Here is a 12,974-nt window from a genome sequence, read left to right on the forward strand (position 1 = left end):
GCGCTGGACTAAACAAAGGCCCCCTTTTAGGGGGCTCACACAAAGCCACCTTCTTTAGAAGGTGGTAATTTACTTTTGCTTTTACGGAACTTCAAGAGCGCCTAGGCGCTCTTTTCAGTGGTCGTTTTCTTGTTTTGATAAAACCTGTCTTTTAGGTAGAGAATTGCACTGACCACAAGAGCCACTAAAGAAACAGTGAATAGGGCGTACATGCTGAGAATCCATGCGAATGTGGCCGTCAAGAATGCAATGAAGGAAAACATTCTGCTGAAAGACATCACATGGCCAAGTTTGTTACTTTTCATAAACGCCTCCCGAAGCTAAGTGGGGATAGACAATTGTGGTCATATGCTACACTTTTAATTGTCTGCTCTTTTGGGACGTTTCACACAAAAAAGTGGCTAAAGATTTCTCAAAAAAGGTGAAATATTGAACTGGTAGACAAATCGTTAAACTGAGTTGCACAGATATGACTTCGGTTGTCTATCACTTCAAAGTTTTTAACTACGCAGATTAAGGGCATGTAGCGCTATTATTATCGTATTCGAACTCTACGATACACAATTGCAAGTGAACCTACACTCGTAAGCTCATCCCTGTCGTCAGTTACAGTAAAAGCTTTTTTCTCTGTTTAACAATACCTTAGTAACTACGGGCAATTAAATCTGTTTTTCGATCGAAACTCAGATTGCACAAAAGGTGAAAAAGAGTGCTAGGTAAGCCTCTAAACTACGCCTATAATTAGCGCCCACATGGAGGATGTTTATTATATGAACATCCTTTATTTTTTGAAACTAGCAACAAGGATCCAGTAAAACATGTTTTTCTGGTTTTGTTTACGTCGACCAAGAAGGTAATTAACACAGCAAATTGAGGTTCTAAGATGACTCTTAACAAGTACTTTGTTTTCATTCCAGCAGAATTGGAACAGGAAATGCACAAGGACAATCAAGTGATCTCTGAGAAGGAAACTCAACGTCAGGCATTAGTAAAACAGGCACAACAACAAGGCGGCCTGTAAGCTAGGTTTCAAAGAGAAAGAGCACCGCAACGGTGCTCTTTTTGTATCTGAGGTCGTAGAATTAACTTAATATGCCAAGGCTTTTCAACTTTCTGTAAATGGTATTTCGGCTCACACCAAGCATACGAGACGTTTTGCTAATGTTCCCCTGGTTGGCTTGATATGTTTTGAGCAACTTATCTTCGACGGTTGCACGCAGTTCTGAAGTTGGTTCAGCGGATGCTGCTCCTTCTTGAGCTTGGCTGAGTTTCTTACTTAGGTGGGCTGGGACGTGTGTGAGTTCCAATATTTCTTCACCTTGCGCCATTAAGGCGGATACTTTGATTAAACTATCGAGTTCACGCAAATTTCCTGGCCATGAGTAAGACAGCATCAGAGAAAGTAGGTGAGGGCAAAGCTGTTGTTCAGATTCGGCGTGACGCCGATGAATGTTCTCAATCAGTTGTCGTTTGTCATCACGTTCCTCAAAGCGAGGTAGCTCAATGATCAAGCCATTAAGGCGATAATACAAATCTTGGCGGAACAATCCTTCGCTGACCAAATGTTCCAGATCTTTATGCGTGGCTGCAATGATTTGCGTATCGACTTGAATACTTTGGTTTGAACCCACGGGAAGCACGGTTTTATCTTGCAATACATGGAGCAAGCGGCTTTGAGCTTCCAAGGGTAAATCTGCGATTTCATCCAGAAACAAAATCCCTTTGTGTGCTTGGCGAATTTTCCCCTGATAGCCTTTGCTGTTTGCGCCAGTAAAGGCACCGGCTACGTAGCCAAATAATTCAGATTCAACCAGATCTTTTGGTAGCGCTCCGCAGTTAACGGAAACCAACGGTCCCGTTTTTCTCTGGCTGTTTTTATGAAGCGCTTTCACAAACTCGTTTTTGCCAACACCAGTCTCTCCGAGAATCAACAAACTGATGTCTTTATCGATGACGCGATTGGCTTGCTGCCAACAGTGCTCAACTGCGGAGTCGCCATAATGAAGATCATTGGACGCCGCTACAGCACGAGACTTGACCTTGCTATCTTTATCGGTAAGCGGTTTTGTTTTGAAAACGAAAGGGTGCTCATTTCCCCGAGTGGATAGAATGTCGTCTAAGGATTGCCCAATGATACTTTTTTGCGCAAAAAGTTGAGAGGCTACTTGATTGTGAGCCAAAACTTGTCCGTCTTCATTTGCAATGATAATTCCTTGCCAACCACTATTCAGTAAACCTTTTTCGCACGCTAAATCCACACGAATATGCCCTTGTGGAATCAAGTTAAGTAGTTGATTCTCCACTTGCTGGACCATGTTTTGTACTAGTACTTGCGTTGAGAAGTCATGTCTCTTTTGCTCGCTCGTAATATCTAATACGCCAATGAGGTTACCAAGATGATCGAAAATAGGATTAGCCGAACAGCTAATAAAACGATGGTGTTGGATAAAGTGCTGATCACCAATAACAGAAACGGGCTTTGCTTCAACCAAGGCTGTACCAATCGCGTTGGTGCCTTTGACCTTTTCTTGCCAGCATGCACCAGAGCTTAGCGAGATTTCCGTTAACTTTTCACGAAATCTAGGCTGTCCCCAACTGCCGATGATGACACCATCTGAATCCGTCAAAATTAAGCGACTGTCGCTATGAGCAAATAGCTGATTAAACAAAGGGAGCGCAAATTGAGTGACTGTCTCTAGCAAAAAATTGAGTTGGTGACGCCTATCTTGGAGCGTCGCTGGCGTTACTCGAATATCTTCAGGGCGTCGACGCTGTTTTAAACCCGCTTGTTCACTTCTGACCCATGAAGTTGAAAGCCAATTGTTATCGCTAATATGTTGAAGTTCCATGACTGTACCATTTTGTCACAGTGAGGGTGTGCCATTTTGGAACACTTGAACATTGGTGTTCACACCATACATCCGCTCAAACATCGCTCACTTGGTTTGTTATCGCTTGGTAATCATAGTTTTACATTTAATTAACAACAAGTGTGGCGTAGTTGGCGTGTGACTTGCGTAATGCTCTTTGTGAACAGTGCGATACGACACTGCAATAACACATTGAACGAGAAACAAAAGGAAGAGTTATGATCTATGCACAGCCAGGTAGTGAAAATGCCATTGTTAACTTTAAATCGCATTACGATAACTTTATCGGTGGGGAATGGGTAAAACCAACGGGTGGTGAGTACTTTGACAATATCTCACCAATCAACGGACAAGCGTATTGTAAAGTTGCTCGCTCTGGCGAGGAAGATATTAATTTAGCACTGGATGCCGCGCACAACATCAGAGCAAAATGGGCCAAAACCAGCGTGACAGAACGTTCGAACATCTTGCTGAAAATTGCTGACCGTATTGAGCAGCATCTAGAAGAGCTTGCAGTTGCAGAAACTTGGGAAAACGGCAAACCAGTTCGCGAAACCTTGGCGGCAGATTTACCTTTAGTAGTGGATCACTTCCGTTACTTCGCTGGCTGTATTCGCGCACAAGAAGGCAGTGCGGCAGAACTGGATGAGCACACCGCAAGCTACCACTTCCCAGAACCGATTGGTGTGGTTGGTCAAATTATTCCGTGGAACTTCCCAATGTTGATGGCGGCTTGGAAACTAGCACCGGCACTAGCGGCGGGTTGCTGTGTGGTATTGAAGCCAGCAGAGCAAACCCCAACATCCATTCTGGTTCTGATGGAAAAAATCGGTGACCTTCTTCCTCCTGGTGTCATCAACGTTGTAAACGGATATGGTTCTGAAGCGGGTCAAGCATTAGCAACCAGCAACCGCATTGCGAAACTCGCTTTTACCGGGTCTACGCAAGTTGGCAACCACATTCTGAAATGTGCAGCAGACAACTTGATCCCATCGACAGTTGAGTTAGGTGGTAAATCTCCAAACATCTACTTCTCAGATATCTTCGATTACGAAGATGAGTATCTTGATAAGTGTATCGAAGGTACGTTACTTGGTTTCTTCAACCAAGGTGAAGTTTGTACTTGTCCATCTCGCGTACTGGTTCATGAAGCGATTTATGACAAGTTTGTAGAGAAACTGACGGAACGTGCACAGCTGATTAAACAAGGTAATCCGCTCGATACCGATACTCAAGTCGGTGCTCAGGCTTCTCAAGAACAGTTTGATAAGATTTTAAGTTACCTGGAAATCGGCCGTGAAGAAGGCGCAAAAGTGGTCTTTGGTGGTGGAGTGTCAGAACAGCCAGAGTCTATCAACCAGGGGTACTACATTCAGCCAACCATGTTGGAAGGCCACAACAAGATGCGAATCTTCCAAGAAGAAATCTTTGGCCCAGTGATTGCTATCACCAAATTCAAAGATGAGGCTGAAGCGTTGGAAATCGCAAACGACACCGAATATGGCTTAGGCGCAGGTGTTTGGACACGTGATGCGAACGTCGCATATCGTATGGGCCGTAATATTGAAGCTGGTCGAATCTGGATTAACTGTTACCACGCTTACCCTGCACACGCAGCGTTCGGTGGTTACAAAAAATCGGGTATCGGGCGTGAAACGCACAAGATGATGCTGGACCACTACCAGAATACTAAGAACTTGCTGATTAGCTACAGCATCGACCCGTTAGGCTTCTTCTAGTAAAACTAAGTAATTAATAAAGAAAAAGCAGTATGAATCAAAACCCCGAATCTTCGGGGTTTTTTATTAGCGTGAGCTTGTCGGCTGAAGGTTAACTTAGATGTTTAACCCGCTTATATTGTGATATCAGGAACGTTGAATTATCGCCACTTTTCGTTCCATAAGCTTTTCTACGGCGGCGTTTTGCTTGTCAATATTGAGTTGCGGATCAAAGTCCAAAACGCGATTGCAAGATTCGAGACTGGCAAATTGATTTAAACATTCACCAAGCTCTCTTTTAGAGCTTGTTCGCGTCATACTGCTTTCTGATGAGGAGAGTAGGGTGACTTTACGGCCATGAAACGTTCCTTGCGGCACTGCATCACTTTGCTGCGCTTGTTGAACGTCATGAACCGATGAATTGGTGTATGTGGATTGGATGTCATTGGACATAAAGACACCTAAACTCTCAAGTCTAAAGTTTGTGGCATCGGTGGTGCCTCATCAATGGTTACATGAGAAGACAATAACGCTTCCCACGACTCGCTGTGCGTCAGCAATTCTGCTAAAGCTGTTTCAAAATATTCGTAATCCAGTCGCCTAATGTTAATGAGTCGGTTTAAACATAGGACATGTCGGTGGTTATCTAAACTAAAAAATAACTGGTGCTCAGGCCAGTGATAATTAAAGGCCAAGAAAGAGCGATAAAGATCGGAATTTACAATTTGAAGGCCAACAATCTCAGCTTCGAGCTGCAGAGTTGTCGATTCAGGATGAAAGATGATATGCACCCTTAGATTATCATCAAAGGCTAAGCTTACTTCATTTTCCGTTAGATGCAGTGCAGGCAAGCCTATTTGATGAGCAAACTTTAGCAAAATCTCATCGATAGTTTGGCGTGCTGACATAGGAATAGTCCCTTTTGAAATTTTATCAAGGAAAATATTAGATGTATCTCTTCATGTTTATCAATATTAGTCGGTTGTTATTATATTTTGGCTTTTAAATGTGTTGAGAGAAATAGAAAGGCAAAAGTAAATGTGTTCAGATGCATATCTCGATGGTAATGATATATATGAATATCACTTTTCTCTAATAAACTTCAATTAAGGAAGGAATGAAAGAGAACAGAAACTGCTTTTGAAATTACAGTCCATGTTAACTACGTGTTGTTGAAAAATGCGATTTATTGTCCGCTTGTAGTATAAATATAAGTTGATCTTTTATATTTTTACATAAAGAATTGTGTGAATTTCAAATGAGCTAGATTATATAAAATACGTTTATGGGGTCATAATGAACAATTCTATATGGGCTGGTTTTATTGGGTTATTCATACTGAGTGGGTGCAGTCAGACTGTGTCCGTCAATGGGGTGGATGGCTTTGATACACAGAGTCAGGCATCAGTCTATGGTTGGGTTTCTGTCGACGGCTACTTTCCACCTTCGATTACTTCTCTTGAGGTGGAAATATGTAAAGTTATTGATAATCAATGTTTTAAATCGGCATCTCAGAGCTACCAAGGCGTTCAGTTGCCTGTGCAGTATTCGTTTTTAATTGCACCAATTCAAGCTGGTGAAGGAAAAATGAAGATTATTGGAAAGCTTTATTCAAACGGTGAGCTCGTTGCGGAAAAAGAAAAGAACTATTTATTTTTAGAGGGAAATAAACAAGAAAACTTGATTCTTGTTCCAAAAATAAACAGATAAAATTTTAAGTACTACATTTTTATTAGAATTTTCTAATTTATAAAAATAAAGACTATATCTTTCCTGTTGTGAAAGATTTGTTGTCTTTTATAAACATTAATTACATGACTTTGAAGTCATCGGGTCAGTTGTTTTTTAGACTCATACTTGTTGCAAAAACAGTATTTTTTATGATTATATCTCGCTCCTTGAACACGTTGGCTTGGCGTTTTAGGCTATAAAACATACATTTTTATGATTTTGGAAATTTAATTTTGTTCTCGAAACGATGCCGAAATCTATTTAATTGTATTCTAATGTATAACAAAACAACCAAACTTAAATAACGAAATGATATTTAAGTTTTGGCTAATGATAAACGCTATCTGATAAAAATAATAAAGACGGACAGCAGAAATTTACTAAGTCAAACCTTTACCTTTAGGTAAAGGTAATGCTTGGGTTATTTGCTAATTATTCGGGGGGTATGGTAAGTGATAGAACTTCTATGCTCTTTTCTTTGCTTCTTTAATTCATACAGCAGTACTTAGAAATAACAACAATCAAAGTAGTGCTTTGAAAGTTTCTCAACATTTGCACTGAGAAACTCAAAATAATGAAGGGTAGAAAATGGATGTGTCAGGCCAACTAAACTCAGAAAGGGTCGACTCGAGTTCACGAAAAATTCGTAGTTTTTCCTGCTATGAAAAATCTGACGAAGTATTTCACTCAGACCAGTCTCACATTGTTGTCGTTCACAATGGTCAGCTTCGAGTTCAAACAGGTGATTGCACAATCGATGTTGCTGCAGAAAATGGGGTATTTCTATCCCAAGGAGATTACTTGTTAGAGTACTCTCCGCTAGATGGGGCATACAAAGCGTCGATTATTGCCTACGACAATGAACTCGTTAGTCAGTTGCTGCAAAAACACAGTGATCTCTTGATGATGCTGCCTAAGGTAGACAAAGTTTGTTCTGGTTTGTTTACTTTTGGTTTGAACATACTCGTTGAACAAGTGCTTTCCAGCATGCAGACGCTTGAGCAACAAGCGTACCCTGATGCCATTATGTGCCTAAAATACGAAGAACTACTCATTCTCTTGCTACACAGCAAAGGAGGAGAATCACTGTATGCGTTGCTGTCACAACAAACAAACCGTACGTCGGAACGGTTACGTCGATTTATGGAACAGCATTACTTAAAAGAATGGAAGTTGACAGACTACGCGCAGGAGTTTGGTGCCAGCTTAACCACTTTTAAAGAGCTTTTTAATGAGCACTATGGCATTTCTCCAAGAGCTTGGATCAGTGAGCGTCGACTACTGCATGCTCACAAACTGCTGTTGACGAGCAAGATGAGCATCGTAGATGTGGCGATGGAGGCAGGGTTTTCCAGCCAGTCTTACTTTACGCAGAGTTACCGTCGTCGTTTTGGAACGACCCCAAGCCGCGTACGTTCGGGAGACGATCAAGTGGCTATCGCGAAATGAAATGACTTGGGACTAAAATTTTCTGACTAATTTTGAAAGTCACTCACCAGTGTAAATTCTATTATGTATCGTGTAACAACGAACGATTAAAAATTATTACATCTCTTTCTTTCTGGATTGTTCGAAAGGGGTGCGGAGACGAACATAAATGAAAAAGCAGCATTGGCGACGCCGTTCGCTTTTTCCAGACAGCATAGTGACACAGCGGAAAGTGACTGTTTTACAAAGAGGAGCTCGTTATGAAAGCGCCTCGAAACCTACGCAGGATCTCAATGTTGTGCACGTCAATCACCGACAATTGTTGAGTGAAGGCGTCATAAATTATGAGCAGTTATCTTTACTTCAACGCTTGTTGGATAGAAATGTCGTCGATAGCCTGTGCGCTAGCCAGTTAGTAAAAACGTATCAAAAACTTGGTGCTTCGATAGACCGGTTTGCTATGCGTTTATTTTTGGAAATTGGATCGCAGCTCAGTGATAGCAGCACAATCACAACGTTCGAACAAAGGCTGGACTACATCAACTCTCGTCTGGGCTTTCGCTTTAATTTGGCTGTCCCAAAAACGTTGATGCTTTGTTTCCATTTATCACTCAACGAGTGGATTAACCGACAAGTCGATCAAAGTGCTCTTCATGCTTCGATTAAAGTTGAACAACTTATCAATCAACTCGATATTCAGAAGGAATATTGGTCGAAGCTATCAGGGGAAGACACCAGTGCCGTCTTTGTTCAACAGCAACTCGATCTTATTAAGAGCCAGCAGCATCAACTTAAAAAGCAACTTGGGACGTTAAGCGAACAACAGTTGCAAGTGATTGAATGTCATCGTTTGTTAATTGAGAAGTGGCAACCGTCTTTAGACGAGCTGAAAGGGTTCGCGGAGTACACCTCGACAACCGAACAATTTATTTCTGAGTGGAAAAATTGGTGTTCGGAAGTACGACTTGAAGCCCCTGAGCTGAACGAAGTTTGGGATGCATGCGATGTGGTTTACAACGACCAAAATGCGGTTGCGAAAGTATGGCAATGGTTCAAGAACATGCAAACTGTTGGTGATATCGATCACTACTATTTTGATACTCAAAGTGGTCAGTGCGGCCAGGCTTGCAATCACCTCAGCCAGATCTAAATAGGGCGTTAAATGTTAGATAAGATGATGAAATCTTTAGCGGAAGCGCTAAAGGTAGGGGATTTTATTGCCTCAGAAAATGGTTCTTACAACATCGAGGTTGACCAGTTATCACTGACCATCAAGCAACGTGCGTCATGGATTTTATGGGAAGCGACGTTACCCTTCCAGTTTAAAGAGCATCTAGATTATCAACAAGAACAAGCGTTACAACGTTGCATGCAGCTCTCATTAAAAACCATTCGTGCGGATGGCGGCGTACTGACAACCAATGATGATCAGCAATTGATTTTGCAAAGTAAAGTACGGGTTGAGGACTGTTCGGTGGAACGGTTCTCTGCTTTGCTTTCTAAGCACGTCAATCTATGTGAGCGTTACATTGCATTATTGGAACAAGAACGTGTGAACCACACAATCAACCATACAGTGTGGTTACCATGATGCTAAAAATCTTTCCCAACATTAGACGTGCTGCAACAAAGGCATTGTTATGCGCAGTGAGTGTTGTTCCTTTGGGATATGCGCAAGCAACAGACTTACACTGGCCCGAACAACCGTTCCGCTACTATGCAGATAACGACTCATTAAAAGAGTTGTTGAATAACTTCGGTGCAAATTATCGTGTCTCGGTCTCTGTTAGTGACAAAGTCAACGATCGAGTGAATGGGCGTTTTACCCCTGAAGATCCGGCGGAATTCCTCGATTACTTATCGCAAGTGTACAACTTGATGTGGTATTTCGATGGTGCCGTCTTACATGTCTATAAGGCGACAGAAACTCGCTCACGTTTACTTCAATTGGAATTACTTACGGCTAGAGAGCTACGCAGTACGTTAATTTCCACCGGCGTTTGGGATTCTCGTTATGGTTGGAGAGCGGCTGAGAGCAAAGGGTTAGTCTATCTTGCGGGTCCTCCACGTTATGTCGACTTAGTGGTACAAACGGCGGAGGCATTGGAAACGCGCTTGCTGCAGAAATCAAATTCAACCGACGAATTATTCGTTGAGATAATTCCTTTGAAGTACGCTTCTGCAACGGATAGAGAAATTGCATATCGAGATCAGACAATTACGGTCCCGGGCATCGCATCGGTGTTAAAACGGGTCGTGTCTGGTGTTCAAACGCAAGTGGCGAGTGCGTCTAGCAAAGAAGTTACCAGTCCAGATAAGCCTGTAAAAAGTAATAAAACCGCCTCAGTTCATGGTGGCGCAACAGTTGAAGCAGAGCCGGGTCTTAATGCGATTATCGTTCGTGATACTCAAGCACGATTACCGCTCTATCGTAAACTGGTCGCGCAATTAGACCAGCCGCAATCAAGAATTGAAGTCGCGCTATCGATTGTCGATATCAGTGCCAACGATTTAAGTCAGTTAGGCGTGGATTGGCGAGCGGGAGTGTCTGTCGGAAACAACCGCATTGTCGATATCAAAACAACAGGTGATGTGAATTCGGGGGATGTGACGCTCGGCAGTGGACAGAACTTTAAGTCCTTGCTTGATTCAACCAACCTAAATTACTTGCTGGCTCAAATTCGTTTATTGGAATCCAAAGGCAGTGCTCAAGTGGTTTCAAGACCAACATTGTTAACTCAGGAAAATGTCGAAGCGGTACTGAACAACAGCAGCACTTTTTACGTCAAGCTGGTTGGTAAAGAAACCGCAGCGCTGGAAGAGGTCACGTATGGCACGTTACTGAGAATTGTCCCACGTATCGTTGGTGATAGATTTGCTGCACGACCTGAAATTAACCTGAGCCTTCATCTCGAAGACGGTGCAAAAATCGCTGATGGTGGCGTCGATGATCTTCCTTCCGTTCGTAAAACTGAAATCAGCACCTTAGCGACGGTTAAACAAGGGCAAAGCTTACTTATCGGTGGTGTGTACCGAGATGAAGTGAGCCATCAGTTACGTAAAGTGCCATTGCTAGGAGACATCCCATATTTAGGCGCGCTGTTTAGAAGTAATACCAACACTAAGCGCCGCACAGTACGAATGTTTATTTTAGAACCTCGAATTGTTGTGGATGGTATTGGCGATAGTGTGTTGATTGGCAACGAATATGACTTGCGACCAAGTATCGGCAAGCTTAACAACATCTCCAACAATAGCGCTGAATTTAAATCGGTAGTGGAAGTATATAGCTGCACATCGAGGGTTCAAGCCGAGCGCTATCAACAAGACTTATTGTCACAGCAAAAGTCGTCTCAATTAACGCAGTGCCAATTACCAACAGGGCAAAAGGGTTGGCGGGTGAAAGTATTGGAATGTGATGACTCACAAAGTGAGTGTGTGCGCCCTTCAGAGGAGTCTTAACCGCGATGCAGCAATGGAAAATTCGTATTTTATCAGGCGTGCATACCGGAGTAGAAGTCACCTTACCTGAAGGTGCTCTCGTGCTTGGCAGTGACGACTTTATTGCTGATCTTGTACTGTCTGATGCTGGGGTCGAAGCGAACCATTTCACCCTCGTTTGCCAGCAAGACTCGGTCATTTTACGAGGTTGCGAAGAGGCAAATATTAACAGTGAAGACATCGCTGTTGCAGGTGATGGTATCGAGTTGTCACGCCATGCTGTTGTCTCGGTCGGCGTTGTGAAGTTCGCTCTGGGATACGCGGAAGATGCGTTAATTGTGAGTAACGTCAGCGACGAATCTAGCCAACAGAATACACCTGTGGTTGCTGTGCAACGCTCTAGCTGGAAAAAAACAACGCTCATCGCTTTGCTCTGTAGTTTTGTCCCGAGTGTCATTTTTGCCGGTATGTGGTACAGCCAAGCTAACGGAAACAACAATGAAATTGTTACAGAAGCAGAACCCATTGTTTTGGTACGTAACATCTTAGGCGAGCTCAAACTTAGCGACGTTCGTGTGGAATGGAATGCCGCCGCACGCCAAGCAGTCTTAGAGGGCTATGTTGAAGACCGAGCACAGAAACTCGATCTGCTTGGTCGAATTGATGTATTGGGCATCAATTACAAAAGTGACTTAAGAACGATGGAAGAAATCCGTCGCGGGGTTCGATTTATTTTGCGCAACCTCGGCTATCACCAAGTGAAAGTCGAAAATGGCGATGAGATCGGCACACTGCTGCTGACGGGCTATATCGATGATGCAAGCCGCTGGAACCAAGTTGAACAAATCTTGGAGCGAGACGTGCCTGGTCTTATTGCGTGGAAGGTTGAACTGCAGCGAGCGGGTGCCTACATGGATACGCTAAAAGCGTTATTAACGGATGCGGAGTTACTGAAAAAAGTCCAGTTGGTCACCAGCGGTGATCGCATCGAAGTTCGTGGTGAGCTTGATGATATCGAAACGACTCGATTTTACGGTGTGACCCGAGACTTCCGGGAACAATATGGTGAGAAACCGTACTTAGTTTTGAAATCCATACCTAAGGTGAGTAAAGGCACCAACATCGATTTCCCGTTTCGTAGCGTTAACTTTGGCCAGGTTCCATATGTGATTCTGACCGATAACGTTCGCTATATGGTCGGTGCAAGAACGCCTCAGGGCTACCGAATATCCAGTGTTACACCTGCTGGTATTGAGTTGGTTAATGGCGGGCGGGTGATAACAATAGAACTTGGATATGAAGGTGAGACGAACAATGACAAATCTTGAACAAATTTTAAATAACGACACAAACGGTGCGGAAGTGCACAAGATTAAGAGCAAGCTCTTAGAAGCACAAGCGGTGGTGAAACGTCAGTTGGATTTAGGGTGCTCACCGCAGCAGTACCAATTGCTACTCAAACAGTATGAAGCTTACACAGCCGCCCATGCGGTCGTTGAATCATACGAAGCTAACTAAAAAATACGAGGAAGTCTTATGTCATTTTACGATGCTAGTAACAGTGTAAACCTTGATGATGTTAAAGCTAAGTTAGAACAACAAGCGAAAGATGCCAACACAGAAGTGACGGCAGCCATCAAGAACCTAGAAACCAATGCCGATGATCCATCAAAGCTTGCCGAGCTTCAGCACGCGATCAACAAATGGTCTGTTGTTTACAATATCAATGCGACCACCACTCGTGCGATTAAAGATGTGATGCAGTCGATTCTCCAGAAGGTGTAAA

General features: G+C 43.0%; 14 protein-coding genes. 10 read left to right on the forward strand and 4 right to left on the reverse strand.

Annotated features, from left to right (window positions below):
- Positions 1-101: 101 nt before the first annotated feature.
- Complete coding sequence (locus tag R7Z49_RS17595) at positions 102-305, reverse strand: hypothetical protein (protein ID WP_005377162.1); 204 nt, start codon at positions 303-305, stop codon at positions 102-104.
- Positions 306-883: 578 nt separating this feature from the next.
- Here R7Z49_RS17595 and R7Z49_RS17600 point away from each other — a divergent pair.
- On the forward strand, positions 884-1,021 hold the full coding sequence (locus R7Z49_RS17600) for a hypothetical protein (protein ID WP_005377165.1): 138 nt from the start codon (positions 884-886) through the stop codon (positions 1,019-1,021).
- Positions 1,022-1,082: 61 nt separating this feature from the next.
- Here the strand turns inward: R7Z49_RS17600 and R7Z49_RS17605 are convergent, their stop codons facing one another.
- Positions 1,083-2,849, reverse strand: a complete 1,767-nt coding sequence (locus R7Z49_RS17605; RefSeq protein WP_064368463.1) for a sigma-54-dependent Fis family transcriptional regulator — start codon at positions 2,847-2,849, stop codon at positions 1,083-1,085.
- Positions 2,850-3,088: 239 nt separating this feature from the next.
- Here R7Z49_RS17605 and R7Z49_RS17610 point away from each other — a divergent pair, with 239 nt between their 5' ends.
- Positions 3,089-4,609, forward strand: coding sequence for an aldehyde dehydrogenase family protein (locus R7Z49_RS17610; protein WP_005377169.1), 1,521 nt, complete (start codon positions 3,089-3,091; stop codon positions 4,607-4,609).
- A gap of 126 nt (positions 4,610-4,735) precedes the next feature.
- Here R7Z49_RS17610 and exsE2 read toward each other — a convergent pair whose 3' ends face one another.
- Together exsE2 and exsC are read right to left on the reverse strand one after the other, a co-directional pair.
- The gene (exsE2, locus tag R7Z49_RS17615; RefSeq protein ID WP_005377171.1) at positions 4,736-5,041 is read right to left on the reverse strand and encodes a T3SS regulon translocated regulator ExsE2; all 306 of its coding nucleotides are present in this window, start codon (positions 5,039-5,041) and stop codon (positions 4,736-4,738) included.
- An 8-nt stretch (positions 5,042-5,049) separates the two neighbouring features.
- Entirely contained in the window at positions 5,050-5,496 is a 447-nt protein-coding gene (exsC, locus tag R7Z49_RS17620) for a type III secretion system regulatory chaperone ExsC (protein WP_005377174.1), read from the reverse strand.
- Positions 5,497-5,884: 388 nt separating this feature from the next.
- Between exsC and R7Z49_RS17625 the strand changes: the two genes are divergently transcribed.
- From R7Z49_RS17625 to sctF, 8 genes are all read left to right on the forward strand, one after another.
- Positions 5,885-6,298 carry a YscW family type III secretion system pilotin gene (locus R7Z49_RS17625; RefSeq protein ID WP_154204533.1) on the forward strand — a complete coding sequence of 138 codons (414 nt, stop codon included), beginning with the start codon at positions 5,885-5,887 and terminating at the stop codon, positions 6,296-6,298.
- A gap of 609 nt (positions 6,299-6,907) precedes the next feature.
- The gene (locus R7Z49_RS17630; RefSeq protein ID WP_005377191.1) at positions 6,908-7,768 is read left to right on the forward strand and encodes an AraC family transcriptional regulator; all 861 of its coding nucleotides are present in this window, start codon (positions 6,908-6,910) and stop codon (positions 7,766-7,768) included.
- A 148-nt stretch (positions 7,769-7,916) separates the two neighbouring features.
- A complete protein-coding gene (locus tag R7Z49_RS17635; RefSeq protein WP_005377193.1) occupies positions 7,917-8,897 on the forward strand; it encodes a T3SS regulon anti-activator ExsD domain-containing protein in 981 nt (326 codons plus the stop codon).
- 12 nt (positions 8,898-8,909) lie between these two features.
- Entirely contained in the window at positions 8,910-9,338 is a 429-nt protein-coding gene (locus tag R7Z49_RS17640) for a YscB family type III secretion system chaperone (RefSeq protein WP_053307002.1), read from the forward strand.
- Entirely contained in the window at positions 9,335-11,209 is a 1,875-nt protein-coding gene (gene sctC / locus R7Z49_RS17645; RefSeq protein WP_005377196.1) for a type III secretion system outer membrane ring subunit SctC, read from the forward strand. Before R7Z49_RS17640 ends, sctC begins: the two co-directional genes overlap by 4 nt.
- Before the next feature lie 5 nt (positions 11,210-11,214).
- A complete protein-coding gene (gene sctD, locus R7Z49_RS17650) occupies positions 11,215-12,516 on the forward strand; it encodes a type III secretion system inner membrane ring subunit SctD (protein WP_318111868.1) in 1,302 nt (433 codons plus the stop codon).
- Positions 12,503-12,706, forward strand: coding sequence for an EscE/YscE/SsaE family type III secretion system needle protein co-chaperone (locus R7Z49_RS17655; protein WP_005377198.1), 204 nt, complete (start codon positions 12,503-12,505; stop codon positions 12,704-12,706). The genes sctD and R7Z49_RS17655 overlap by 14 nt, the downstream gene beginning before the upstream one ends.
- Positions 12,707-12,724: 18 nt before the next feature.
- On the forward strand, positions 12,725-12,973 hold the full coding sequence (sctF, locus tag R7Z49_RS17660; protein ID WP_005377199.1) for a type III secretion system needle filament subunit SctF: 249 nt from the start codon (positions 12,725-12,727) through the stop codon (positions 12,971-12,973).
- Position 12,974: the final 1 nt, after the last annotated feature.

This window comes from Vibrio sp. 1562, assembly GCF_033340155.1.
Taxonomy (GTDB): domain Bacteria; phylum Pseudomonadota; class Gammaproteobacteria; order Enterobacterales; family Vibrionaceae; genus Vibrio; species Vibrio alginolyticus.

What these genes read in the sequence shown, in the direction of transcription:
- R7Z49_RS17635 (WP_005377193.1), top strand. Translation starts at nt 7,917, where the DNA reads ATGAAAAAGCAGCATTGGCGACGCCGTTCGCTTTTTCCAGACAGCATA.
- R7Z49_RS17610 (WP_005377169.1), top strand. Translation starts at nt 3,089, where the DNA reads ATGATCTATGCACAGCCAGGTAGTGAAAATGCCATTGTTAACTTTAAA.
- R7Z49_RS17605 (WP_064368463.1), bottom strand. Translation starts at nt 2,849, where the DNA reads ATGGAACTTCAACATATTAGCGATAACAATTGGCTTTCAACTTCATGG.
- R7Z49_RS17655 (WP_005377198.1), top strand. Translation starts at nt 12,503, where the DNA reads ATGACAAATCTTGAACAAATTTTAAATAACGACACAAACGGTGCGGAA.
- R7Z49_RS17600 (WP_005377165.1), top strand. Translation starts at nt 884, where the DNA reads ATGACTCTTAACAAGTACTTTGTTTTCATTCCAGCAGAATTGGAACAG.
- R7Z49_RS17625 (WP_154204533.1), top strand. Translation starts at nt 5,885, where the DNA reads ATGAACAATTCTATATGGGCTGGTTTTATTGGGTTATTCATACTGAGT.
- sctC (WP_005377196.1), top strand. Translation starts at nt 9,335, where the DNA reads ATGATGCTAAAAATCTTTCCCAACATTAGACGTGCTGCAACAAAGGCA.
- exsE2 (WP_005377171.1), bottom strand. Translation starts at nt 5,041, where the DNA reads ATGTCCAATGACATCCAATCCACATACACCAATTCATCGGTTCATGAC.
- sctD (WP_318111868.1), top strand. Translation starts at nt 11,215, where the DNA reads ATGCAGCAATGGAAAATTCGTATTTTATCAGGCGTGCATACCGGAGTA.
- sctF (WP_005377199.1), top strand. Translation starts at nt 12,725, where the DNA reads ATGTCATTTTACGATGCTAGTAACAGTGTAAACCTTGATGATGTTAAA.
- R7Z49_RS17640 (WP_053307002.1), top strand. Translation starts at nt 8,910, where the DNA reads ATGTTAGATAAGATGATGAAATCTTTAGCGGAAGCGCTAAAGGTAGGG.
- R7Z49_RS17630 (WP_005377191.1), top strand. Translation starts at nt 6,908, where the DNA reads ATGGATGTGTCAGGCCAACTAAACTCAGAAAGGGTCGACTCGAGTTCA.
- R7Z49_RS17595 (WP_005377162.1), bottom strand. Translation starts at nt 305, where the DNA reads ATGAAAAGTAACAAACTTGGCCATGTGATGTCTTTCAGCAGAATGTTT.
- exsC (WP_005377174.1), bottom strand. Translation starts at nt 5,496, where the DNA reads ATGTCAGCACGCCAAACTATCGATGAGATTTTGCTAAAGTTTGCTCAT.